The 23,020-nt window shown below is 67.3% G+C and carries 22 protein-coding genes; 12 read left to right on the top strand and 10 right to left on the bottom strand.

The annotated features are described in order from the left end of the window. Positions 1-202 precede the first annotated feature (202 nt). The 4 genes from Q0309_RS16815 (at position 203) to Q0309_RS16800 (ending at position 6,890) form a co-directional block, all read left to right on the top strand. Positions 203-868 (top strand): DUF882 domain-containing protein, encoded by a 666-nt coding sequence (locus Q0309_RS16815; protein WP_299443955.1) that lies wholly within the window; start codon positions 203-205, stop codon positions 866-868. Between the two features lie 251 nt (positions 869-1,119). Beyond that, on the top strand, positions 1,120-3,252 hold the full coding sequence (locus Q0309_RS16810; RefSeq protein WP_299443952.1) for a methylmalonyl-CoA mutase family protein: 2,133 nt from the start codon (positions 1,120-1,122) through the stop codon (positions 3,250-3,252). Continuing rightward, on the top strand, positions 3,249-5,444 hold the full coding sequence (gene scpA, locus Q0309_RS16805; RefSeq protein WP_299443949.1) for a methylmalonyl-CoA mutase: 2,196 nt from the start codon (positions 3,249-3,251) through the stop codon (positions 5,442-5,444). Before Q0309_RS16810 ends, scpA begins: the two co-directional genes overlap by 4 nt. Positions 5,445-5,831: 387 nt before the next feature. Continuing rightward, entirely contained in the window at positions 5,832-6,890 is a 1,059-nt protein-coding gene (locus Q0309_RS16800) for an alpha/beta hydrolase (RefSeq protein WP_299443946.1), read from the top strand. Between the two features lie 8 nt (positions 6,891-6,898). On the opposite strand, the gene Q0309_RS16795 is transcribed toward Q0309_RS16800, so the two are convergent. The 7 genes from Q0309_RS16795 to Q0309_RS16765 form a co-directional block, all read right to left on the bottom strand. Continuing rightward, positions 6,899-7,333 (bottom strand): hypothetical protein, encoded by a 435-nt coding sequence (locus Q0309_RS16795; protein WP_299443943.1) that lies wholly within the window; start codon positions 7,331-7,333, stop codon positions 6,899-6,901. Beyond that, positions 7,330-7,992, bottom strand: a complete 663-nt coding sequence (locus tag Q0309_RS16790; RefSeq protein WP_299443940.1) for a hypothetical protein — start codon at positions 7,990-7,992, stop codon at positions 7,330-7,332. The genes Q0309_RS16795 and Q0309_RS16790 overlap by 4 nt, the downstream gene beginning before the upstream one ends. 391 nt (positions 7,993-8,383) lie before the next feature. Then, a complete protein-coding gene (locus tag Q0309_RS16785; RefSeq protein WP_299443937.1) occupies positions 8,384-9,529 on the bottom strand; it encodes a carboxylate-amine ligase in 1,146 nt (381 codons plus the stop codon). A gap of 41 nt (positions 9,530-9,570) precedes the next feature. Next, entirely contained in the window at positions 9,571-10,446 is an 876-nt protein-coding gene (locus Q0309_RS16780; protein ID WP_299443934.1) for an N-formylglutamate amidohydrolase, read from the bottom strand. Positions 10,447-10,504: 58 nt separating this feature from the next. Beyond that, positions 10,505-11,200, bottom strand: a complete 696-nt coding sequence (locus tag Q0309_RS16775; protein ID WP_299443931.1) for an acylneuraminate cytidylyltransferase family protein — start codon at positions 11,198-11,200, stop codon at positions 10,505-10,507. Beyond that, the gene (locus Q0309_RS16770) at positions 11,197-11,943 is read right to left on the bottom strand and encodes a hypothetical protein (protein ID WP_299443928.1); all 747 of its coding nucleotides are present in this window, start codon (positions 11,941-11,943) and stop codon (positions 11,197-11,199) included. Before Q0309_RS16770 ends, Q0309_RS16775 begins: the two co-directional genes overlap by 4 nt. Further along, complete coding sequence (locus tag Q0309_RS16765; RefSeq protein ID WP_299443925.1) at positions 11,940-12,422, bottom strand: hypothetical protein; 483 nt, start codon at positions 12,420-12,422, stop codon at positions 11,940-11,942. The genes Q0309_RS16770 and Q0309_RS16765 overlap by 4 nt, the downstream gene beginning before the upstream one ends. 220 nt (positions 12,423-12,642) lie before the next feature. On the opposite strand from Q0309_RS16765, the gene Q0309_RS16760 reads away from it, so the two are divergent. From Q0309_RS16760 to Q0309_RS16750, 3 genes are all read left to right on the top strand, one after another. Continuing rightward, positions 12,643-12,906 (top strand): DUF2442 domain-containing protein, encoded by a 264-nt coding sequence (locus Q0309_RS16760; RefSeq protein ID WP_299443922.1) that lies wholly within the window; start codon positions 12,643-12,645, stop codon positions 12,904-12,906. Between the two features lie 6 nt (positions 12,907-12,912). Continuing rightward, complete coding sequence (locus tag Q0309_RS16755) at positions 12,913-13,653, top strand: gamma-glutamyl-gamma-aminobutyrate hydrolase family protein (protein WP_299443919.1); 741 nt, start codon at positions 12,913-12,915, stop codon at positions 13,651-13,653. A 72-nt stretch (positions 13,654-13,725) separates the two neighbouring features. Then, positions 13,726-14,514, top strand: coding sequence for a rhomboid family intramembrane serine protease (locus Q0309_RS16750; RefSeq protein WP_299443916.1), 789 nt, complete (start codon positions 13,726-13,728; stop codon positions 14,512-14,514). Positions 14,515-14,519: 5 nt separating this feature from the next. On the opposite strand, the gene Q0309_RS16745 is transcribed toward Q0309_RS16750, so the two are convergent. From Q0309_RS16745 to leuB, 3 genes are all read right to left on the bottom strand, one after another. Then, the gene (locus Q0309_RS16745) at positions 14,520-15,389 is read right to left on the bottom strand and encodes a nucleotidyl transferase AbiEii/AbiGii toxin family protein (protein WP_299443913.1); all 870 of its coding nucleotides are present in this window, start codon (positions 15,387-15,389) and stop codon (positions 14,520-14,522) included. Positions 15,390-15,395: 6 nt separating this feature from the next. Next, entirely contained in the window at positions 15,396-16,280 is an 885-nt protein-coding gene (locus Q0309_RS16740) for a hypothetical protein (RefSeq protein ID WP_299443910.1), read from the bottom strand. A gap of 364 nt (positions 16,281-16,644) precedes the next feature. Beyond that, a complete protein-coding gene (gene leuB / locus Q0309_RS16735; protein WP_299443907.1) occupies positions 16,645-17,739 on the bottom strand; it encodes a 3-isopropylmalate dehydrogenase in 1,095 nt (364 codons plus the stop codon). A 235-nt stretch (positions 17,740-17,974) separates the two neighbouring features. On the opposite strand from leuB, the gene Q0309_RS16730 reads away from it, so the two are divergent. The 5 genes from Q0309_RS16730 (at position 17,975) to Q0309_RS16710 (ending at position 23,017) form a co-directional block, all read left to right on the top strand. Next, the gene (locus tag Q0309_RS16730; protein WP_299443904.1) at positions 17,975-18,916 is read left to right on the top strand and encodes a radical SAM protein; all 942 of its coding nucleotides are present in this window, start codon (positions 17,975-17,977) and stop codon (positions 18,914-18,916) included. Positions 18,917-18,972: 56 nt separating this feature from the next. After that, complete coding sequence (locus tag Q0309_RS16725; protein ID WP_299443901.1) at positions 18,973-19,656, top strand: ribonuclease HII; 684 nt, start codon at positions 18,973-18,975, stop codon at positions 19,654-19,656. Between the two features lie 167 nt (positions 19,657-19,823). After that, positions 19,824-20,942: a site-specific DNA-methyltransferase gene (locus tag Q0309_RS16720; RefSeq protein ID WP_299443898.1), complete on the top strand. Its 1,119-nt coding sequence runs from the start codon at positions 19,824-19,826 to the stop codon at positions 20,940-20,942. Positions 20,943-21,192: 250 nt separating this feature from the next. After that, positions 21,193-22,209, top strand: coding sequence for a TRAP transporter substrate-binding protein (locus Q0309_RS16715; RefSeq protein ID WP_299443895.1), 1,017 nt, complete (start codon positions 21,193-21,195; stop codon positions 22,207-22,209). 133 nt (positions 22,210-22,342) lie between these two features. Continuing rightward, a complete protein-coding gene (locus Q0309_RS16710; RefSeq protein ID WP_299443892.1) occupies positions 22,343-23,017 on the top strand; it encodes a TRAP transporter small permease in 675 nt (224 codons plus the stop codon). The last annotated feature ends 3 nt before the right edge of the window (positions 23,018-23,020 follow it).

Below are 23,020 nucleotides of genomic sequence, written 5' to 3'. Positions count from 1 at the left end.
GTCCGCCCGAGTTGTCTTGTCTTTCGCGGGATGTTTCGTGAAATTCTCGTGAGATCGTTAACGCTTTCTTGAATCCGATGCGCAAAACTGGGCATTAAGGGGATCGGGACGGTGCCGGTTCGGATGGCGCCGGGTGCCGATCCCCCCTGAACCGGTCCGCAAGAGGCCGGCTGTGCCTGAGAGAGCATGAGAGAGGCCCACCGTGTCGAACCCCGACTCGTCCGTCCCCACGGCGACGCGGCGTCGAGTCCTGGTCGCGGGCGCCGCCCTGGGCGCCGCCACCCTGACCCCACTGGCGCCGAGCCTGGCTGCGGTCCCGTTGCCGCCAGGCGAGAAGCCGCCCGTCCCGCTGTTGTTCCGCCTCGGCCGCAAGCCGATACCCCCCGGCCACGTGCCGGCGGCTCCGACCGCCGGTCCGCTGACCCGGTCTCTGGCGCTGGACAATATCAACACGGGCGAGCGCCTGACCGTCACCTACCTGGAAAACGGCCGCTATGTGCCGGATGCGCTGCGGGCCCTCAACCACATCCTGCGCGACCGCCGCACCGACGAGGTGGCCCCCATTGATCCGGCCTTGCTGAACCTGCTGAGTGACATCAGCGCCCGGCTGGAGACGCGCGCCCCCATCGAGATCATCTCGGCCTATCGGGCGCCGGAGACCAACGCGACGATGCGCCGGGCCGGGCGCGGCGTGGCCAAGAAGAGCTATCATATGCGTGGCATGGCGGCCGACATCGCCGTTCCCGGCGTCTCGCTTGGCGATCTGCGCCGATTGGCTCTGGCGATGGACCGTGGCGGCGTGGGCTACTACCCGCGCTCCGGGTTCGTGCATGTGGATGTGGGGCCGCCGCGTTCGTGGCGCGGCTAGTGCAGCGAGGCGACGGGGTAGAGGCGTGACCGCTGCGTGCTGATCCGCGTATGGACGGCTTTGAGGCTCGTCTGTCCCGCAGCTTAGGACTTACGGCGCTTTGATCTCGTCGAATAGCGCCGTCCCTCTTGCAATTCCAATGCAATCACGCAACGTTTCCCGGGGCGGTGCCGGCCCGGGCACCGCGTTGAAAGCGTGCGCGGACCTTTGCTACAGTGGCCGGCCTCCCCCTTTGGACAGGGTTCCCGATCATGACGGATGCTCCGCAGCGGTTCGCCGAGGACTTTCCCGCCGCCACCCATGCCGACTGGATGGCCATGGTGGAAAAGGCGCTCGACGGCGCGCCCTTCGACAAGAAACTGGTGGCGCGCACGCTGGAGGGCTTTTCCATCCAGCCGCTCTACTCCCGCGAACACTGGCCGGCGGAAGGGGACCCATCGGGGACGCCCGGCGCCATGCCCTTCACGCGCGGCGCGCGCCCCTTGGGGATGTCGCAAAGCGGCTGGGACATCCGCCAGCTCCACGCCAACCCCGACCTGGCGGCCACCAAGGCGGCCATCGCCGATGACCTGGAGAACGGCGTCACCTCGCTGCTGATCCGCCTGGACGCCGCCGGCCGCGCCGGCCAGGACGCCGACGCGGAACAGGCCGCCGACCTGTTCGGACAGGGCGGCCTGTCGCTGTCGTCCATGGCCGATTGGGACGCATTGCTGTCGGACGTCGACCTGACCAAGGTTCCCGTCGCGCTGCAGGCCGGTCCACAGGCGCCCGTCGTCGCGGCCATGCTGACCGCCCTGTGGTGCCAGCGCGGTGTGACCGAGTCCGACGCCCGGGGCGCGTTCAACATCGACCCGCTGGGCGCGCTGGCCGAATTCGGCCGCCTGCCCACCAGCCTCGACACCGCGCTCGGGCATATGGCGTCAATCGCCGACAAGACCGCGCGCACCTTCCCCAGCGGCGCCGTCACGGCGGTGGCGGTCGATTCGGCCGCCTACTACAACGCCGGGGCCAGCGAGTCCCAGGATCTGGCCTGCGCCATGGCCACCGGGGTCGCCTACCTGCGCGCCATGGAAGCGGCCGGAATGCCCATCGACGAGGCGTGCGGCCAGATCGCCTTTTCGGTCTCCCTGGGCACCGACCAGTATCTCAACATTGCCAAGCTGCGCGCCGCCCGGCTGATGTGGGCGCGCATCGCCGAGGCCTGCGGCGCCAACGAACCGGCCCGGGCCGCGCGCATCCATGCCGTGACGGCGGCGCGCGTGCTGACCCGGCGCGACCCGTGGGTCAACATGCTGCGCTCCACCATGGTCTGCTTCTCGGCGGCCGTCGGTGGCGCCAACAGCATCACCATCCTGCCGCACGACGCCGCCCTGGGCCAGCCGAGCCCGCTGGCCCGCCGCATCGCCCGCAACACGCAGTTGATCCTGCAGGAGGAAAGCCAGCTCAACCGCGTGATCGACCCGGCGGGCGGGTCCTGGGCGCTGGAACGCCTGACCGAGGAACTGGCCGGCAGCGCCTGGGCTTTGTTCCAGGACATCGAGAAGGGCGGTGGCATGGCCGAGGCGCTGACGTCTGGCCGCATCGCCGAGCAGATCGCCTCGGTGCGCGAGGCCCGTCGCAAGGACATCGCCCGGCGCAAGGCGCCCATCACCGGCATTTCGGAGTTCCCGAACCTCGCCGAGCCGGCGCCCGAGTTGGCCGACCCGGACCTGGAGGCCCTGCGGGCCGCCGCCGGCGCGGCGCTGGCCACGGTGCGCGAGGACGCGACCTGCGATATCTTCTCGGTCGAGGGCGCGGCGGAGGAACTGGACATGCTGCCCACCGAGATCGCCACGGCCGCGATCAAGGGCGCCACGCTGGGCGAGTTGGTCCGCGCCTCCACCCGGGACGGCGCCGACGCCATCGAGATCAGCCCGCTGCCCTCGCACCGCCTGGCCGAGGATTTCGAGGCCCTGCGCGATGCCTCCGACGAGGTGCTGGCGGGCACCGGCGCGCGCCCGTTGATCTTCCTGGCCAATGTTGGCCCGATCGCCCACCACACGGCTCGCGCCACCTACGCCCGTAACTTCTTCGAGGCCGGCGGCATCGAGGCCCTGACCAACACCGGCTTTGCCAACGCCGAGGAATGCGCCGCCGCGTTCCAGGACAGCGGCGCCGGTGCCGCCGTGATCTGCTCGTCCGACAAGATCTATGCCGAGCAGGCGGAACCGGTGGCCCGCGCCCTCAAGGCCGCCGGCTGCAAGACCCTCTACCTGGCCGGACGGCCGGGCGACAAACAGGCGGATTACGAGGCCGCCGGCATCGACGCCTTCATCTACGTGGGGTGCAACGTGCTCGAAACGTTGCAGGGCCTGCACGCCGATCTGGGAGTGACCCGCCCATGAGTTCGATTCCCGATTTCTCCGGTGTTGACCTGAACCCCCGCGCCGGTGGCGATGCGTCCGCCTGGCGGACCGCCGCCGATGCCGAGGCCGGCCTGCATCTCGACCATCTGCTCTGGGAGACGCCGGAAAAGATCCCGGTCAAGCCGCTGTACAGCAGCGCGGACATCGCCGCCCTGGACTTCCTCGACACCGTGCCGGGCAAGCCGCCGTACGTGCGCGGCCCGTACCCGACCATGTACGTCGAGCGGCCGTGGACCATACGCCAGTACGCCGGGTTCTCGACCGCCAAGGACTCGAACGCCTTCTACCGCCGCAACCTGGCGGCCGGGCAGAAGGGCCTGTCGGTGGCGTTCGACCTGGCCACGCACCGGGGTTACGACAGCGATCACCCGCGCGTGGCCGGCGATGTCGGCATGGCCGGCGTGGCGATCGACTCCATCCTCGACATGCGCCAGCTGTTCGACGGCATCCCGCTGGACAAGATGAGCGTGTCGATGACCATGAACGGTGCGGTGCTGCCGGTGCTGGCGCTGTACATCGTCGCGGCCGAGGAACAGGGGGTGAAGCCGGAGCAACTGGCGGGGACCATCCAGAACGACATCCTCAAGGAGTTCATGGTCCGCAACACCTACATCTACCCGCCGATGCCCTCCATGCGCATCATTTCGGACATCTTCGGGTATACCTCTCGGAACATGCCCAAGTACAACTCCATCTCCATCTCCGGCTATCACATGCAGGAGGCCGGGGCGACCGCCGACCTGGAGATGGCCTATACCCTGGCCGACGGCGTGCAGTACGCCCGCGCCGGCATGGATGCCGGCCTGACCATCGACGCCTTCGCGCCGCGCCTGTCGTTCTTCTGGGCCGTGGGTATGAACTTCGCCATGGAGGTGGCCAAGCTGCGCGCCGCCCGCCTGCTGTGGGCGCGATTGATCAAGCAGTTCGATCCCAAGAGCGACAAGTCGCTGTCGCTGCGCACCCACTGCCAGACGTCCGGCTGGTCGCTGACCGCGCAGGACGTGTTCAACAACGTCGCCCGCACCTGCATCGAGGCCATGGCCGCCACCCAGGGCCACACACAGTCTCTGCACACCAATGCGCTGGACGAGGCGCTGGCGCTGCCCACCGACTTCTCGGCCCGCATCGCCCGCCAGACGCAATTGTTCCTGACCGAGGAGGCCAACACCAATCGCGTCATCGACCCGTGGGGCGGCAGCTACTACATTGAGCGGCTGACCCACGACCTGGCCGCCCGCGCCTGGTCGCACATCGAGGAAGTCGAGGCCGAGGGCGGCATGGCCAAGGCCATCGAGGCCGGCATTCCCAAGATGCGCATCGAGGAGGCCTCGGCCCGCACCCAGGCGCGCATCGACAGCGGCCTGCAGACCGTGGTGGGCGTCAACAAGTACCGCGCCACCGGCAAGGACAACATCGAGGTCCTGAAGGTCGAGAACGCCGCCGTGCGCCGCGAGCAGGTCGAGAAGCTGGAGCGCCTGCGCGCCGAGCGCGACGCGGAGGCCCTGCGCCCGCACCTGGAGGCGCTGACCAAGGCGGCCGAGAACGGCGAGGGCAACCTGCTGGAACTGGCCGTCAACGCCGCCCGCGCCAAGGCCAGCGTGGGCGAGATTTCCGATGCGCTGGAAAAGGTCTGGGGCCGCCACAAGGCCGATATCCGCGCCATTTCCGGTGTCTACGGCAGGGAGGTGAGCGCCGTGTCCGACGTCGTGGGTCGGGTGAAGACCATGGTCGAGGCATTCGAGGCCAACGACGGCCGCCGGCCGCGTATCCTGATCGCGAAAATGGGCCAGGACGGCCACGACCGGGGCCAGAAGGTTATCGCCACTGCCTTCGCCGACCTGGGCTTCGACGTCGACATCGGCCCGCTGTTCCAGACCCCTGACGAGGCCGCGCGGCAGGCGGTCGAGAACGACGTGCACATCGTTGGCGCCTCGTCGCTGGCCGCCGGGCACCTGACCCTGGTGCCGGAACTGCGCAAGGCGCTGGATGAACAGGGCCGCGACGACATCATGATCGTCGTCGGCGGGGTGATCCCACCGCAGGACTTCGACGCCCTGTACGCCGCCGGGGCCAAGGCCATCTTCCCGCCCGGCACCTCGATCCCCGAATGCGCCATCGACCTGATGGCCAAACTGAACGAGGCGATGGGGTACACGACCAAGGCGGCGTAGGTACTGACAGGTGTAGGAGCATCTGCGCTCGGGCCGGCGTTTTTCGAAACGCCGGCCATCTCGAAAAAGCCTTGGCGTTTCCCTCGGAAACAGCCGTGGCACGACGCACGACCCGGCGATCGATGGCACGCCACCGGCGCGGCCGGGCGACGAGCGCTCTGTATTCTTCGTGTCTCTGTGGCGGTTCCATCCCGTCAGGCGGGTAGGATTCACCAGCCAAGCCCCCAAGACGCGCCCATCCGCCACTCTGACCGTCGCCGAGGCCACCGGGACCGTCGTGGCGACCGACACCGACCGGGATGTCGAGACGATTGACATCCTCGATCCGATGCGCCAGCGCCGTTGAGGATCGCGATCGTGTGAGAGACGACCACGGTGAACCGTCCGATGCTTGATCCCCCCCTCACCCGCCGCGCGGCGCTCGGGCTGGGCGCGGGCACGGCCGTGCTGGCAGCGTGCGCGCCGCGCTGGGCGCCGCCGGGGCCGGGCGGTGGGACCGGACCAAGTCTGGCCGACGACTCGTTCGTCGCCTCGGACGGCACGCGCCTGCCCCTCACCCGCTGGCAGCGCACGGACGATCCGGCGGCGATTGTCATCGGCCTGCACGGGTTCAACGACTATTCCGGGTCCTTCCGCGAGGCGGGACCGTACCTCGCCAACCGGGGTCTGATCGTCTGGGCACCGGACCAGCGCGGATTCGGTCGCGCGCCGCATCGAGGCTTGTGGGCCGGAACCGAGCGCATGGCGGACGATCTGCGCGACCTGGCGGCGCTGGCCCGCGCGCACTGGCCCGAACGGCGGCTGCTGATGGTGGCGCAGAGCATGGGCGGCGCCGTGGCCATGGTGGCGCGGGCGGATCCGCGCCGCCCGCTCGATGTCGACGGCCTGGTTCTCAGCGCCCCTGCCGTGTGGGGCCGCGCGGCCATGCCCTGGCTCTATCGCATGGTGCTGGACGTCACCACGGCCCTTGCGCCGGGGCTCAAGGTCTCCGGCAAGGGCCTGAACATCTGGCCATCGGACAACATCGACATGCTGCGCACCTTGGGCCGCGACCCAATGATGATCCGCGAGACGCGCAGCGACACCATCAGCGGGCTGGTGGACCTGATGGACGCCGCCCAGGCCGCCGCGCCAAGGGTGCCGCCGCCGTTCCTGGTGCTGACCGGCGCCAACGACCACATCATCCCCGCCGCGCCGACGCTAAAGGCGCTGAAAGCCATGGTCGGCGACGGAACGGACCCGCTGCGCCGGCCGGCGCTGTATCTCGACGGCTGGCACATGCTGCTACGCGACCTGGGCGCGGTGGTGCCCCTGGAGGACATCGTCGCCTGGATCCGCGACCCCATGGCCCCCCTGCCCTCCGGCGCAGATGCGCGTGCGCGGGCGCTGCTGGCTGGCGACCTGGAGATCACGCCCCGGAAGACACCCATCGATCCGGCCTATTAGATCGGCGATCATTGAGACCGGCCGTCGACGTCCGTGGCCGGCCCACTCCTCCGCGCCGTGGGGCGGCATTCCGGCGCCGTCGGGACCAGGGTGAACGCTCCGGGCGGGATGTATGTAATCGTCTTCTCACTCGTGTACCCGGCTTCCACAGCCGGCTGCTTGACGGCCATGAAGGCCAGCCCCGGCAACACCAGGAACAGCGCGACGAAAACCGAGAAAATCCAGGCGTGCGCGCGTTCGGACCGGGTGAAGGCGAGCAACGGCAACGCGCAGACACCGACAGCCCCCACGAACCAGCATGATGACGTATCGATGTCGACGCGCGCGGAGCACCGGGCCATCTCGCCGCGCCACGACAGGATGTCCGTGACACCCCACGCCACCAAAAGACACGCCAGCAGACCGAAGACGCCGAGAAACGCGGTGGCCGTCGTCCGGCTCATCGGGATAACGACATCGAGCGGGCCACGGCCCGATCAATGAGGCCGCGCTCGAACCGGGCGATTTCCCGCGCCAGCCACTCGAAGGGCCCCTCGACCTTGTCCACGACTTTCTCGAGGGTCCGGACCAGTTTGTCCGTCAGACCGAAGCTGCGGTCAATCCGGTCGACCACGAAAGACGTCAGGACACCAATGAAGACGGCGGCCACGAGCGGTCCGGCCGCCACCGTCGTGAAACTGCCGACAACGGCACCCGCCAGGAATCCGGCGGTCGCGGCCAGGGCGAACTTCGTGACATCGGACGCGACGGTTCCAAGCAAGGCCGTCAACCGGACGTCGCCGTCCCGCAACAGCGCCTCGACGACGCGCAGGGCCGCGTACGCGACGACGGCGATTCCCGTCATGCGCGCGGCCCCCCGGGCAAGGCTTCTGGGGCTGATGATGATGTGCGCCACCTTGGGGTTCGTTGTCAGGTACCGCGTGCCTTTGAGGACGGCCCGCTGGGCCGGGTTCCCCTTGAGAATCAGATAACTTCTGCCACCAGAGTTCTTGATGTAGGCGCGTCCCGTCAGGCCGAGGCTACGCGTGATGGCAACGGCGCCGGCCGAGTCGATACCCGCGCTGGCGGCGGACACCAAATCAACGCCGGTGGCCTCGGCCATGGCGTCACTCACCTCGATCACATACAGCAACACTTGGTGGACCGTCACGGTCCTGTGTTCGGTTTGGATCGTACAGGTTCCCGACCGGAAGTCCTGGCCCACTGTGGGTCTCCCATTCCAGCCCTGTCGCCGCCCCACCGGGTTCCGGCCCCCTTTGACCCCACATTCCGCAGCTTGGCGCCTGTTTATGCCTCACGGCATTAAAACCGATCGAAAAAAAGCACGCACCGCCACGCCCTGGCGCCAAACCCCAAGGGACGCGAAGCCTTGGCGCCCACCCGCAGAATGAAGGCCATAATGGAACGGTAAGCCATCGGTACTGTGCTGGCAACCCCGCCGTGTGGTCGCCGCCACGATGTCACGAAGCGGCAACCGGCGACACCAGAACGGATCACACCCCCGCCACGGTCTCGGTCTGGAGCATGGCGACCACCTCGCGCAGGGCCTCCGGCGCGTCGGCGCCGGCATCGATGGCGTCGTGATAGGTCTTGAGCTGTGCGTGCGCGCTGGTGCCGCGGGCGATGATGCGGCGCAGGTGTTCGACCTCGTCGCGACAGCAGAGCACTTTCTGGTCCTCGCGCGTCAGTTCGATCAGTTCCTCGGTCAGGTCGGCCATGGGCACGACGCGGCCGATGCCGAAGTCCACCAGGCCCTCGTCCAGGCCGTAGCGCTGCGCCCGCCAGCGGTTCTCCTCGACCAGCATCCGCGCATAGATGCGCCAGCGCTGGTTGGAGCGCCGCAGCCGCCACAACATGCGCAGGATGCAGACATACACGGCGGCCAGACAAATGGTGTCCTCGACCCGGGTGCAGATATCGGTGATGCGCATTTCCAGGGTCGGGAACGTGGCCGACGGGCGCAGGTCCCACCAGATCTTGGTGGCGTCCTCCATCAGGCCGGCCTGAATGATGATCTCGATGTGCCGCTTGTAGTCGGCGTAGGAGTCGAACCGCCCGGGCAGACCGGTGCGCGGCAACTCGTTGAAGACGCTGATGCGATAGCTCTTCAGGCCGGTGTCCAGCCCGCGCCAGAACGGCGACGACGTGGACAGCGCCAGCAGGTGCGGCAGGAAGTACGCGGCCTGGCTCATCAGGTCGATGCGCAGGTCGGGGTCCTCGATGCCGACGTGGACGTGCATCCCGCCGATCAACAGCCGCCGCGCCACCGCTTGGTAATCCTTGGCCAGGGCGGTGTAGCGATCCTTGAGCGTGTGCTTCTGGTCGCTCCAGTGCGCGAAGGGGTGGGTCGACGCTGCGATGGGCACCATGCCGTACTCGCCCACCACGTCCGTGACGCGGCGGCGCAAGGCACGCAGACACTGCCCCAGTTCGGCGACCGTCTCGCACTTGCGCGTGCCCACCTCAATCTGGCTGCGCAGGAACTCGGGGCTGGCGGCGCCCTCCGGCATGTCACCGAAGCGCTCCATCAGCGGGTCCGGGACATCGGTGACCAGGTCGCCGGTGTCGGGGTGGACCAGCAGGTATTCCTCCTCGACACCGATGGTGAAGGCCGGTTCGGCGTTGCTGATGCTCGACATGGCACCCCCCTGTCGTTGCGCGCGGCCGTCTGTCCGCACCGCTATTCCTGCCCGTCTGTCGGGGCATTCGGTTGGACCGCATAGAGTGCCGGGTCGGCCAGGATCCCGTCCAGGGCTTCCGCGAGTCGGTCGGCCCAGTTTGCGGCCCCGGCCTCGGTGGCGATCAGGTCCTGGCGGACCTCGACGGCGGCGCGGGCGAGCCCGGCGCTGCCGGCGTGGGCGGCCACCGAATAGCCGACGACCCAGCCGGAATAGGGCTCGTTATCGCCGACACACAGGTCCGGATCGCGTTCGAAGGCACGGATCAAGGGCACGGCGACGCGGCCATCGCTGTCCCACAAGACGCCGATGTGCCAGGGGCGCGGCTGGCCGCCGTCGCGCATGGTGGGCGTGAACGAGTGCACAGAGAACAGCACCGGCGGCTGTCCGGAGGCCCGCCACAGGTGATGCAGCCGCCGATTCACCTCGGCGTGATACGGATTGAACAGCGCGTCGATGCGGGCCGCCTCCTCGGCTTCCGTAAGGCCCTGGTTGCCGGGAACGGGCGTGCCGTCGCTGACCGGCGGGATCGAGTCGGGCGCCCCGGGCGGCCGGTTGAGGTCGACCACCAGCCGCGAATAGACCCCCAGCACCGCACAGGCGCCCAGGCGATCAGCCAGGTGACGGGTGATGGGGCCCGTGCCGATATCCCAGGCGATGTGCCGATGCAGGTCGGCGTTGTCGAGGCCCAGGGTGCCAAGGGCCTCGGGAATGCGCCGGCCGGCATGGTCGCAGATCAGCAGCAGGGGCCGCGTGGCCTCGGCGTTGAGGACTTCGAACGGCGGCGGCTCGTGCGGCGCGAGAACGGGCGGGTGGGGACCGTCCGCCGCGTCGGGACGTACGGCGGTGGAGGGTGCGAAGGGGGCTGCGTGTTCCATGGGGCGATTATAGCGCAGGCGCGGCGCGGGGACAGGCTTGCGTCGGGGGGGCCGCGCCTCAGCGCTGGCCACCGCGCCAGGCCGCCAGCGCCTCGGCCAGCGTGAAGTCCGCCTCCTCGTCGATGTCGAGCGAGTCCAGCGGCGGCGTCGGCCACAGCAGCGGCCGCGCGCCAATGCGCGTGCGGCGCGCCCGCAGAGTTTCGGCGGTAAACAGGTACAGGCAGGAGTTCTCCTCGAACAGCGGCGGCAGATCCTGCGTCGGCAACAGGCGCGCGGGGTCATGGTTGACCGGCCGGCCGTCGGCGTCCCACAGGCGCACTTGGCGGCGGGTGACCGTGAACAGGCTGTCGTGGTCGGGCCAGGCGGCGCGCAGGGCGGCGATGGCGGCGCTCATGGTGGCGGGCGCCAGGAACGGGTTGGTGGCGTGAGTCTGCAGGATCAGTCCGTGCGACGGGACCCGACCCAGCGCATCCCTGAGCACCGCATTCATGGAGGTTTCCGGTGCCGACAGCGACGCCGGGCGGCGCATCGGCACGATGCCCGGGAACGTCCGCTCGGCCTCGTCGAGCAGGGCCGGATCGTCGCTGTTGACCACGACCGTCGTCACCTCCGGCACCCGCAGCAGGGCCGTCAGGATGTGGTGGAACAACGGCCGCCCGGCCAACGGCCGGCGGTTCTTGCCCGGCACGCGCTGGCTGGTGCCGCGCACGGGCAGAATGGCGGTGACGGGGGACAAGGCGGTGGGGGCGGTCATACCGCTTGCAAGGCTCTGAACCTGTTGCTGGCCGTGGCAAAAGGAACAGGATTTGAAACCTTGCCAATCAGAACAATATGATGCGCACCCCAATCCCTGCTATCGTCGTAGACAGCTTCCCTAGCTATGCTTGGGTACTCATCTCTCAGGTCAAAAAACTCTGCTACCCGCTGAGGAACAACACTTTCATTGGCAATTGATTCGACGAAGATCTGCGGCTCCGAGAGGGACGAATCGAGAACAACATGGCCGATCCTGTATGTTTTTCCGCTGTTGCCAACAATTTGCTCTCTCTCACGTAGGCGTTGGCCCACAATCTCTCGGAGTGCGTCACCTACTTTTTTATCGAAACTGGCGGCAGTCAATTCGTCCGCGACACGGCCTTCATCACCGATGGCGCGTGAGGCGTTGGCGACCAGAACCATGGCGACCGCAACCTGATCCACAGTGCATGTGGTGCTGACGCGACCCGACAGGAACTCGCAACCGTACGCTCGGGCATAACGATCCAGCTTCTCCCGTAGGCGCTTGGTCATCTTGACGCCCATGCTCGTGAGATACATTGAACCGATACTAGCATCGTGAACGACGTAACCACCCCGATCCATCGTGACAACGACGGACACGGCTTGCCCACTCGGATACACCACCGGTAGCGAGACCTCCACACCGCCATCCGTTTCGTGGGTGGAAATGAGAGCCCGAGCGGCGGCTTCCAGCGTTTTTGGATCGAGTTCTTTCATAGCGGCAGTTCGAGTTGTTCCCTCGCGAATGGCGGCGGTCTGTATTGCCGACCATGGAATGCGATATTGGCGCGATCACAAAAAACGCGCAACCATTCCCGATGATCGAGGTCCCGGCTGTCCGCTTCCGCTTCGTGATCCGGCCACGGCTGCCAATGGGTCCCGACAACGGATGTCTTGGAGCTTGCATTGAAGTGCGGTGTTCCAGGTGAAACGTCAAGGCGCAGGATAACGGCCTTGCGCCACATGAGATTGAAGCCTGACTTTCTAGGAAGACGAGAAACATGCGCCGTAAGATGCAGAATACCGGCGTCCAGGCAGCCGCTTAGGATGACAATGCTATGGGATGTCCAGACATAGTCCGTTCTCGTTCGCTTGGGCCTCCAATGAAGGGCACCTTCCAGTCTCTTTCCTTCTTCAAGGAATCGCTTGACCAGTTCCCCTTGATGATCGCCTATGCCGTCATCCACAATTGCCATCCCACGTCCAATTGCCTCATACGCGAGGCGATTGTACCGTGAATAATACATCGAAAGCGAGCCGAAAACCGATCTGCAGACGTCACTTCTATTGCGGAGAATCGAAGAGAGGTGCGAAGAAAGCGCAGTCCACGAAGCGATTACCTGATGGCCAACTGGGCGTTGGCTGCAAAAGGCGAACCCGTGTTCCGGATTGATCCCCTGCGATGAGGACCGTTCCATGATCCGTGTCCAGGCCGTCGTGCCGACAGAGAACCATCACTTGCTGGTGACGTTCACCAATGGAGAACGGCGCCGTTTCGATATGCGGCCGTACCTCCAGCATCCGGTATTCAAACCTCTGGAACGGCCCGCCTTTTTCGCCCTGGCGCGGGTTGGGTACGGCACCGTCGTGTGGCCCGGCGAGATCGACATCGCGCCCGAGACGCTCTACGACCGGTCGGTCCCGCTCGACGACACGCGTGCGGCCACCACCACCGCCTGAGGACCCATGCCCGACACTGCCCCCCTCCCCGCCCCCGTCATCGGCATCACCGCCGACGCCGAGCCCGCCGGCGGTTACTCCAAGCTGCCGTGGTACGCGCTGCGCTGCAACTACGCCGACGCCATCGCGGCGGCCGGGGGGGTGCCGCTGATCCTGCCGCACCGGGCGGATCTGACCGGGCGCTATCTGGACCTGATCGACGGCCTTTTGATCACCGGCGGCGCGTTCGACGTCGACCCCGCCCTGTTCGGCGCCGAGACGCGCCACGACAGCGTGGTCCTCAAGGAAGGCCGCACCGATTTCGAACTGGCCATCCTCAAGGGATCGCTCGCCCGCGATCTGCCGGTGCTGGGAATCTGCGGTGGCCAGCAACTGCTGGCCGTGGCACTGGGCGGCAGCCTGATCCAGCACATCCCGGACGAGGTGCCGAACGCGCTGGCCCACGAACAGCCCAATCCGCGCACCGAGCCCGGTCACACGGTGACCATCCGCCCCGACACGCTGCTCGCCCGCATCACCGGTCAGGTGACGGCGGCGGTCAACAGCGCCCACCACCAGGCGGTCAAGGCCGTGCCGCCGCACATCATCGTCAACGCCTGGACCGACGACGGCGTCATCGAGGGCGTCGAGGATCCGGCGCGGCGTTTCTGCCTGGGCGTGCAGTGGCATCCGGAATACGCCATCGACCCGGCCGACACGGCCATCCTACGCGCCTTCGTCGCGGCGGCGGCGGCAAAGGTGCCTTGAAACCGCCTTCGATCGCCCGGATGATCCCTGCGCGGCGGCCGCCCAGCCCCCTGTCACCGACCGGAGCCCCCCATGCTGCCCCTGCGCGACGACAACCCGACCAGCCTGACGCCGGTCGTCACCTGGACGCTGATCGGCCTGTGCGTCGCGGTGTTTCTGTACCAGCTCGGCCTGGGGTTCATGGAGGAGCGTCGCTTCATGGTGGCGCTGGGCGCCATTCCGGCGGTTTTGCTGGGCGTCGAATCCCTGCCGCGCGAGCTGGCGATGGTGCCGGCGCTGGTGACGCCGGTCACGTCGATGTTCCTGCACGGCGGCCTCCTGCACCTGGCCGGCAACATGCTGTACCTGTGGATCTTCGGCAACAACGTCGAGGACGCCATGGGGCACTGGCGGTTCCTGGCGTTCTACCTGATCTGCGGCGTCACCGCCGCCTATCTGCACGCCCTGAGCGAGCCCGGCAGCGTCATCCCCATGGTCGGCGCCAGTGGCGCCATCTCCGGGGTGCTTGGCGCCTACCTGATCCTCTTCCCGTGGACGCGCGTGTTCGTCTGGTTCGGGTTCATCTTCGTCTTCTGGGTGCCGGCGATCTTTGTGCTGGGCGTGTGGTTCGTCGGTCAGGCGCTGAGTGCGTTCGGCGACCCGAGCGGCGCCCAGTCCGGCATCGCCTGGTGGGCGCACCTGGGCGGGTTCGCCGTGGGGATGGCCCTGACGCCGTTTCTGCGCCGCCCTGGCTTTCCGCTGTTCAGCCGCAAGAAGACCGCGGCCCGCCTGACCGTCATCCCCCGCACGGGCCACGGCAGCACCCGCCGGCGCGGCCCTTGGGACCCGCCCGACGGCCCGTGGGGTGCGGGACGGCCGTGAGGGCGTCACGGCATCGCGCCGGGAGGCCAGGGCAAACTTTCGTAAAATGTCTGCACCTCCCCATAAGCGCGATCAAACGGCGGCAAGGGCTCGTCGATTTCCGTGGCGAGGTCACCATATTCGCGGGCGGATCGAGCGCGGATCTCAGGGTCTTTCATGCTATCAGGGGTGGGGGCGAGGTTTCGTGTTCGGGCTTTCTCGATCAAAACCCTGAGGATGTCGGCGCGGATGCGCGCGTAGAAGCGTTCGGGCACGGTGCGCAACAGGAAGTGGATGTCGTAGATGTCCTGGCGTCGGATTCGGACGCGGACTTCGCTATTCTGCTGCAAGGTGGCGCGCAGTTTCTCCGAGACCAGATCGACCAGCCCGTAGGTTCGGATCTGGTTGTGATCCTGAAGGGTGTAGACGTCTTCCGTGTCGATCACCTCGTTGAGGCTGTGGTCGATGTGGATGACGGTGATGGCCTGTCCCGCGTCGAGCCGGCGCATCTCTCCCGCGTTGCCCCGGCGGGCGTAGCCGACGCTGGCTCGAATGGTCGGGTGTGTTTGATCCGGCCCGGGCGGCTGTTGTTTGCAAGTCTGTACGGCGCACAGAATGGGGTAGCCGAGGCTGTCGCCGGCGCGTCTCAGGGCGGCGTCGAGGTCGCCCTTGAACCGGTCGCGATCAAAGGCCGACAGGTCCTGTCGCGTCGAAAAGTCGATGTCCTTGGTGTAACGCGAACTGCCGAACGCCAGGGCCATGAGCATCCCGCCCTTGAGGGCCATCGTCGTCCGCAGGGACTCGGTGCCCGCGATGGCGGTCAGGACGACATGGACAGCCTGTCGAAAGGTCGTCCTACCGGGGTCGGCCGCGACCCACGCGTCAATGGGGAGCATGGCGACTCAGCCCTCGACATTGATGGACAGGCACCAACGTTCGGAGTAGCGCGGCGCGTAGTCGGTGGTTGGATCAAGCCTGCGGGACCCGCCGCGTTGGACATCGGCCAGCCAGCGGTCGAACGCGGGATGCGACAGACCGAGCCGTTCCTCCAGAATGTACCCCGCCCGCACGCGGTCGATCTTGCGGCCGTGGGTGTCGAACTCAGCCACGATCAGATCAAGACTGCCGGCGGCCCGATCCTGAAAAATCTCAAGCACATGATAGATGCCGCCGCATAGATCGGGCGCCCGCAGCATGTCGAGAAACGTCCGGCCAAGTGTGGCGACACGTAGCGGTGTTCCCTTGACCGTGATGTAAGCCCCCAGGTGGGCACTGGCGTGCCTGTGGACCGTCGTGCGGCGAATCCGTGTAAAGCGGTATCGCTTCAGGGCGGGCAGCCCGGCCTGAAGGTAGTCGACGACATGGCCCTCCCCCAGGTCGCGGCGCATCCGTGCCTCGGCATGGCGCGCCCACTCGGCGGACGGCGGCGCGGAGATGAACAGGATTTTTGGAATGCGATCGGTCAGGCCGTGCCACTCCATCGCGCTCAGATGCGAGACATAGGCAAAGGGATCGATGCAGCAGGCGATGTCCGCGTCCGAAACGTGTTCGCGGCTGAGGGTTCGATAAACGTTGGCGTTGTCCACCAACTTGCGGGACTCGAGGACGCCAGCGTCCACAAGGCGGCCGATGACCGCGTTGAGGTCTGATATATCTGGGGTCTTCTTTTGAAGGCGTTCAATCGTCTCGCCGCCGAACTTCTTGTCGAGATACAGCCTATAGACCAGCCGTCCCAGATCATACTGTGTGATGACCGGGACCGCGAGATCGGCGATTGCCAGGGTCATGGCTCTTTGAAGGTGCATCGCGAGCCCTATAGCCATAGGCATCCGTCCTTAGGACGGATGCCTATGGCTATCACATCACCGAAGAGTTGGCAACAGCAATTTTAGCTTCACTTGACAAGACGGCCTACAACCCGGACAATGCGTCCTTAGGACGCATTGTCCGGGTTGCACTGGTTCGACAGCTCACGTTGCGCCATCGCAATGCGCGGGGCGGCGCCGCCGTCCCACACTGAGGGCAACGACAGGGAAGCGGGGCCGCGCACCCATCGCGGTTCACGCCTCCGCCATCCAGCCTTGCCGGCCCGGCGCGCACCGTCCGCCTTTCCCCTCCTCCTCGGAGCGGGCGCGCCGAGCCGCCTTTTCCTCACCCCCCGCTCAGCCGGTCCATGGCCGCCAGCACGGCGTCGCCAATGGCCTGCGTCCCCACCGGGGTCATGCCCGGCTCGACGATGTCGCCGGTGCGGATGCCGGCGTTGAGCACATCCTGGCACGCCCGGTCGACCAGGTCGGCCTCGGCCGCCATGTCGAACGAGTATCGCAGCATCATCGACGCCGACAGGATACAGGCCATGGGGTTGGCCTTGTCCTGGCCGGCGATGTCGGGGGCCGAGCCGTGCACCGGCTCGTACAGCGCCTTGCGGCGCCCGTCCGCGTCCGCCGCGCCCAGGCTGGCCGACGGCAGCATCCCCAGCGAGCCGGTCAGCATGGCGGCGCAGTCCGACAGCAGGTCGCCGAACAGGTTGTCGGTGACGATGACGTCGAACTGCTTGGGCTGGCGCACGAGCTGCATGGCGCAGTTATCGGCGTACATGTGCGACAGGTCGACGTCGGTGTAGTCGGCGTCGCGGAGTTTCTGGACCTCCTCGCGCCACAGCAGGCCGCTTTCCATCACATTGGCCTTCTCCACCGAGCACACGCGATTGTCGCGCTTGCGGGCGAGGTCGAAGGCCACGCGGGCCACGCGCACGATCTCTGACGTCGTATAGACCTGCGTGTTCACGCCCCGGCGCTCACCGTTGCCCAGGTCCTCAATGCCGCGCGGCTCGCCGAAGTACACGCCGCCGGTCAGCTCACGCACGATCATCAGGTCGAGCCCGCGCACCAGGTCGGTCTTCAGCGTCGAGGCCCCGGCCAGGGCGTCGAACACCAGCGCCGGGCGCAGGTTGGCGAACAGTTCCATGTCCTTGCGAAGCCGCAGCAGGCCGCGCTCCGGCTTGTCGGCGAACGGCAGGCCGTCCCATTTCGGGCCGCCGACCGCGCCCAGCAGAACCGCGTCCGCCCTCAGCGCCTGGGCCATGGTGTCGTCGGTCAGGGGGGTTCCGTGCGCGTCGTACGAGGCGCCGCCGACCAACCCCTCTTCGATGTGGAACCCGCCAATCCGGTCGAGCACGCGGCGCACCTGCGCCATCACCTCGGGGCCGATGCCGTCACCGGGCAGACTCAGCACGGTCCTGGACATGGTCGGTTCGCCTCCTTTTAAGTCCGGGGAGTATCATCACTGGGCGCGCAAGGTATGCGCGGTCACCGCCGCGATGTCCAGGGGCCGCACCAGGGCGGCGCCATTCGCGCCAAGGGAAATGCATACAACTAGTCGATCGTTAAGATAGTTCTTCCGCACAAGATGTACGCTTGATTGTCTCTGGCGGCACTGTCATGGTCGCTTGACACTCGGACCCGTACAGTGGAAGGCAAACATGACACCGGCCTACCTGACCCTGCACAAGACCGGCGCGTTGGCCCGGCGCGCGGCCGCAGCCGTGGAGCGGCTCGCCGCGTGCGACCTGTGTCCGCAGAATTGCCAGGTGGACCGTCACAGTGCCAACGGCGGCACCGTCGCGGCGGGCGCCGTGTGCCGCACGGGACGGCACGCGCGGGTGGCGTCGGTTGGTCCGGGGTTTTCCGAGGAACCGGAAATCATCGGCGCGCGGGGGTCGGGCGACCTTGTGTTCTCGTGGTGCAACATTCGCTGCGTCTACTGCATGAACGCGGACGCCACCATGGACGGCGCCGGCGAGGACATGGACGCCCAGGCCCTGGCCGAGGCCATGCTGGAGCTTCAGGGGCGCGGCTGCCACAACATCAACCTCGTCGGCCCGACCCACGTGACCACGCAGATCCTGGAAGCCCTGGCCATTGCCGCAGACCGGGGCCTGACGCTGCCGCTGGTCTACAACAGTGGCGGTTATGATTCGGCCGAGACCTTGCGGTTGCTGGACGGTGTCGTGGACATCTACACGCCCGACGCTAAGTACGGCGACGACGCGTCGGCCCGCCGCTGTTCCAAAGTGCGGGACTACGTGTCAATCAACGCCGCGGCCCTGACCGAAATGGTGCGGCAGGTCGGGCCGCTCCGCCTGGGCGACGATGGCCTGGCACGGCGCGGTGTGCTGGTTCGCCACCTCGTTCTGCCGCGCGACACCGGCAACGTGACGGCCATGCTCGACAGAGTGGCCGCCCTGGCCGGCCCGGACACGGCCGTCAGCCTGTTGGGCGACTATCGGCCCGCCCATCAGTCGGCCCGGGTGCCGGGGATGACGGACTCGGTCCCGCCGCATGTGGTGGAGGCGGCCCGGTCGCACGCCCGCACCCTGGGCCTGCGGGTGTTCGAGGTGGGCCGCGACGCGGTTCCGGCCTGATTCAGGGCGAGCGATCGGGGTAGAGTGGGCCAGCCCCCGAGCCGAGGACCGTCCCCATGCCCGATTTCTCCCTGGAATGCCAACACCCCGGCCTTGTCTGCGGGGTGGACGAGGCCGGCCGGGGGCCGCTGGCCGGCCCCGTGGTGGCCGCCGCCGCCATCCTGGACCGCGCCCGCCTGCCCGACGCGCTGCGCGGCGGGCTCGACGATTCCAAGGCCCTGAAGCCGGCACGGCGCGAGGCGCTGTTCACCGCCCTTCAGGACAGCGATGCGGCGCGCCTTGGCGTCTCCGTCGTCGACGTCGCCGACATCGACCGCCTGAACGTGCTGGGCGCCACCCTGCTGGGCATGGCCCGGGCCGTGGCCGCCCTGGGTGAGCCCGCCCCCACCCTGGCGTTGGTGGATGGCAACCGGCCGCCCACCCTGCCCTGTCCCGTCACCTGCGTGGTCAAGGGCGACACGAAGAGCCTGTCCATCGCCGCCGCCTCCATCGCCGCCAAGGTGACGCGCGACCGTCTGATGTTGGACCTGGACGTGCGCCATCCGGGATACGGCTGGGCGCGCAACATGGGGTACGGCACGGCGGAGCATCTGGTGGCCCTGACGACGCTGGGGCCGACGCCGCAGCACCGCCGGTCTTTCGCCCCGGTGCGGGCGGCGCTGGCGGTGGGCGAGCCGGCACAGGCGCTGGCGCTGGCCGATCCGGGCAACCCCAAACCTGGGCCATGGCTGACGAAATGACGCTAGCCATAGTACCGGACCACATAACGCAGCCTCACATATGACTTTGAGAATCTCTTTTAGACTCTTGAATCAGAAGACATATTGCTATTTACGATCAAACACCGTAAAACAGACGGATCATGACCTCAAAGGGTCGTTCCCCACCCCCTGATCTGGATCCCGCCATGAGCCCGCTGAAGACCGATCGCATCTATCAGGGCGACTGCGTCGAGGTTCTCGACAGCCTGCCGGCCGCGTCGGTGGACGTCGTTTTCGCCGATCCACCCTACAACCTGCAACTCGGCGGCGACCTGCTGCGCCCCAACAACAGCCGGGTGGACGGGGTGGACGACGCCTGGGACCGCTTCCAGGGGTTCGCCGATTACGACGCCTTCACCCGCGCCTGGCTGACGGCCTGCCGGCGGGTGCTGAAGGACACGGGCACGCTGTGGGTGATCGGCACCTACCACAACATTTTTCGCGTCGGCACGGGGCTCCAGGACCTGGGGTTCTGGGTGCTGAACGATGTGATCTGGCGCAAGACAAACCCGATGCCGAACTTTCGCGGCACCCGCTTCACCAACGCGCATGAAACGCTGTTGTGGTGTTCGACCGGGCCGGAGGCGCGCTACACCTTCAACTACGAGGCCATGAAGGCGCTCAACGACGGCCTGCAGATGCGCAGCGACTGGAACCTGCCGCTGTGCACCGGCCCGGAACGCCTGAAGGACGAGGCAGGGCAGAAGCTGCACCCGACGCAGAAGCCGGAAAGCCTGCTGCACCGCATCATCCTGGCCTCGTCAAACCCGGGCGACGTGATCCTCGACCCGTTCCTCGGCAGCGGCACCACGGCGGCCGTGGCCAAGCGCCTGGGACGGCGCTGGATCGGCATCGAACGGGACGACTCCTACGTCGCCGCCGCCTGGGCGCGGGTTCAGGCGGTCGAGGCGGTGGACGACCCAGCACTGTGCGCCACGCCGCGCAAGCGGGCCGAGCCGCGCATCCCCTTCGGGGCTGTGGTGGAGCGGGGCCTGCTGCCGCCCGGAAGCGTGCTGTCGGACGCCAGCGGACGCTGGTCGGCGCGAGTGCGGGCCGACGGCACGCTGATCAGCGCCGACCACCGGGGCTCGATCCATCAGGTGGGCGCGGCCGTGCAGGGCGCGCCGGCCTGCAACGGCTGGACCTTCTGGCACATGCGGGTCGAAGAGCGGGATACGCTCGTCCCCATCGACCTGCTGCGCCAGCGCCTGCGCGCGGAGATGGCCGCCGAGAGCTCGGGCGACAGCACGGCGGGTCTGCACTGATCCCGGCGGCGGCGGAACGGCCGGCATCGCCAATTTTCAGCGTTTTGGCGCCAATCCTTGCTTCCCCGGGCCTCACAACGACATTAGTGTGACACGGTCGATGAGTCAGCCGTGCAGGCGCCCGGGCGTTCCGCGCCGTGCGGTGTGGTGCCCAAGCCCCGGCCCAAGACCGATCGATGTCGAGCCTCAAGGCGTGTTTTGCGTGCCGAAACGCGCATTTAAGGACAACAGCTCCGTGGGAGGACGTTTCATGAAAACCATCGCCACCACCCTGGCCACCGCCGGTGTTGCCCTGGGCCTCGCCCTGTCCGGCCCCGCCATGGCCTCGGAGGACTGCGATGACGGCGAGATCGTCATCAAGTTCAGTCACGTCACCAACACCGACAAGCACCCGAAGGGCATTGCCGCCTCGCTGCTCGCCGAGCGCGTGAACAGCGAGATGGACGGCACGGCCTGCATGGAGGTCTATCCGAACTCGACCCTGTACAACGACGACAAGGTGCTGGAGGCGATGCTGGCCGGCGACGTGCAGCTCGCCGCGCCCTCGCTGTCGAAGTTCGAGAAGTTCACCAAACAGTTCCGCCTGTTCGACCTGCCGTTCGTGTTCAAGGATATCGAGGCCGTCAACCGCTTCCAGACCTCCGAACACGGCCAGGCGATGCTGGATTCCATGCAGCGTCGCGGCCTGCAGGGCCTTGCCTTCTGGCACAACGGCATGAAGCAGATGTCGGCCAACCGGCCGCTGCTGGAGCCCGAGGACGCCGAGGGCCTGAAGTTCCGCATTCAGCAGTCCGACGTGCTGCAGGCGCAGTTCGAGGCGCTGGGCGCCAACCCGCAGAAAATGGCCTTCTCCGAGGTTTACGGCGCGCTGCAGCAGGGCGTCGTCGACGGGCAGGAGAACACCTGGTCCAACATCTACGGCCAGAAGTTCTTCGAGGTGCAGGACGGCATCACGGAGACCAACCACGGCATCCTCGACTACCTGGTGGTCACCTCCACCGAGTGGCTGGACGGTCTGGAGCCCGACGTGCGCGAGCAGTTCCTGACCATCCTTCAGGAGGTCACCGACACCCGCAACGCCGAGTCCTATGCCGTCAACCAGCGCAACAAGGACCTGATCATCGAGGCCGGCGGCACCGTCCGCACCCTGACCGACGAGCAGCGCGCCAAGTGGGTGGAGGCCATGCAGCCGGTGTGGGACCAGTTCGTGGACGACATTGGCGCGGACCTGCTGGCCGCCGCCGTGGCCATGAACGACGCCGAGTAAGCACGACGCGACGCGCGTGACAGCGGTGGCCCGGCCCTGCAGCCGGGCCACTGTCACGTTTGGCGAACGGCGGTGTTGCGACGCAACAGAAAGGGGACCCGCAACGCGTCCCCGGCCAAGGGAGGACATGGCCATGCAGCGAGCGGCGGCGGATCGGCCGACCAGCCTGATCGACAGCATCGAGCGGGTCGGCATCGCCACCGTGTTGGGGTTGATGACCTTGGTCACCTTCGCCAACGTCGTGGCGCGTTACGTCTTCAACTCGAACATTCTCTGGGCCCTGGAAACCACGGTCTTCCTGTTCGCCTGGCTGGTCCTTCTGGGCGCCTCTCATGGCGTCAAGATCTCGGCGCATATCGGCGTTGACCTGATCCTGAACCTGGTTCCCTCCGGCTTGCGCAAGGCCATGGTGCTGCTGTCAGTGGCCCTGTGCCTGCTGTTCAGTGGCCTGTTGCTGGCCGGTGCCTGGCAGTACTGGTGGCCGTTCGCCACGACGCGGGCCTGGTTCGAGGTCAATGACATTCCGATGGTCTTCTTCCCCGATCTGATGGCCGACCTGTTCAACGAAGGCGAAGAATACGAAAAAATGCCGCGCTTCATCCCCTACGCGGCCCTGCCCATCGGCTTGGTGTTGCTGACGCTGCGGTTCCTCCAGGCCGGTTGGCAGATCGCGACAGGCCGCCGGGAGATGCTGATCGCCAGCCATGACGCCGAAAGCGAGGAGTTGTTGGCCGAGATGAAACGCGACGCCGACGCCGGCACGCTGGACCAGACCTCGCCCGCGTCACGCCAGGACGGGGAGCGCTGAGCC

Origin of the sequence: uncultured Rhodospira sp. (assembly GCF_937138205.1) — a bacterium.
Taxonomy (GTDB): domain Bacteria; phylum Pseudomonadota; class Alphaproteobacteria; order Rhodospirillales; family Rhodospirillaceae; genus Rhodospira.
Note: the sequence above shows the minus strand (reverse complement) of the source record. Positions and strands in the feature narration are given on the sequence as shown.

Excerpts from the sequence above, each read along its gene's own strand:
- Q0309_RS16810 (WP_299443952.1), top strand. The coding sequence starts at position 1,120 with ATGACGGATGCTCCGCAGCGGTTCGCCGAGGACTTTCCCGCCGCCACC.
- scpA (WP_299443949.1), top strand. The coding sequence starts at position 3,249 with ATGAGTTCGATTCCCGATTTCTCCGGTGTTGACCTGAACCCCCGCGCC.
- Q0309_RS16800 (WP_299443946.1), top strand. The coding sequence starts at position 5,832 with ATGCTTGATCCCCCCCTCACCCGCCGCGCGGCGCTCGGGCTGGGCGCG.
- Q0309_RS16795 (WP_299443943.1), bottom strand. The coding sequence starts at position 7,333 with ATGAGCCGGACGACGGCCACCGCGTTTCTCGGCGTCTTCGGTCTGCTG.
- Q0309_RS16790 (WP_299443940.1), bottom strand. The coding sequence starts at position 7,992 with ATGGCCGAGGCCACCGGCGTTGATTTGGTGTCCGCCGCCAGCGCGGGT.
- Q0309_RS16785 (WP_299443937.1), bottom strand. The coding sequence starts at position 9,529 with ATGTCGAGCATCAGCAACGCCGAACCGGCCTTCACCATCGGTGTCGAG.
- Q0309_RS16780 (WP_299443934.1), bottom strand. The coding sequence starts at position 10,446 with ATGGAACACGCAGCCCCCTTCGCACCCTCCACCGCCGTACGTCCCGAC.
- Q0309_RS16775 (WP_299443931.1), bottom strand. The coding sequence starts at position 11,200 with ATGACCGCCCCCACCGCCTTGTCCCCCGTCACCGCCATTCTGCCCGTG.
- Q0309_RS16770 (WP_299443928.1), bottom strand. The coding sequence starts at position 11,943 with ATGAAAGAACTCGATCCAAAAACGCTGGAAGCCGCCGCTCGGGCTCTC.
- Q0309_RS16765 (WP_299443925.1), bottom strand. The coding sequence starts at position 12,422 with ATGGCAATTGTGGATGACGGCATAGGCGATCATCAAGGGGAACTGGTC.
- Q0309_RS16760 (WP_299443922.1), top strand. The coding sequence starts at position 12,643 with ATGATCCGTGTCCAGGCCGTCGTGCCGACAGAGAACCATCACTTGCTG.
- Q0309_RS16755 (WP_299443919.1), top strand. The coding sequence starts at position 12,913 with ATGCCCGACACTGCCCCCCTCCCCGCCCCCGTCATCGGCATCACCGCC.
- Q0309_RS16750 (WP_299443916.1), top strand. The coding sequence starts at position 13,726 with ATGCTGCCCCTGCGCGACGACAACCCGACCAGCCTGACGCCGGTCGTC.
- Q0309_RS16745 (WP_299443913.1), bottom strand. The coding sequence starts at position 15,389 with ATGCTCCCCATTGACGCGTGGGTCGCGGCCGACCCCGGTAGGACGACC.
- Q0309_RS16740 (WP_299443910.1), bottom strand. The coding sequence starts at position 16,280 with ATGACCCTGGCAATCGCCGATCTCGCGGTCCCGGTCATCACACAGTAT.
- leuB (WP_299443907.1), bottom strand. The coding sequence starts at position 17,739 with ATGTCCAGGACCGTGCTGAGTCTGCCCGGTGACGGCATCGGCCCCGAG.
- Q0309_RS16730 (WP_299443904.1), top strand. The coding sequence starts at position 17,975 with ATGACACCGGCCTACCTGACCCTGCACAAGACCGGCGCGTTGGCCCGG.
- Q0309_RS16725 (WP_299443901.1), top strand. The coding sequence starts at position 18,973 with ATGCCCGATTTCTCCCTGGAATGCCAACACCCCGGCCTTGTCTGCGGG.
- Q0309_RS16720 (WP_299443898.1), top strand. The coding sequence starts at position 19,824 with ATGAGCCCGCTGAAGACCGATCGCATCTATCAGGGCGACTGCGTCGAG.
- Q0309_RS16715 (WP_299443895.1), top strand. The coding sequence starts at position 21,193 with ATGAAAACCATCGCCACCACCCTGGCCACCGCCGGTGTTGCCCTGGGC.
- Q0309_RS16710 (WP_299443892.1), top strand. The coding sequence starts at position 22,343 with ATGCAGCGAGCGGCGGCGGATCGGCCGACCAGCCTGATCGACAGCATC.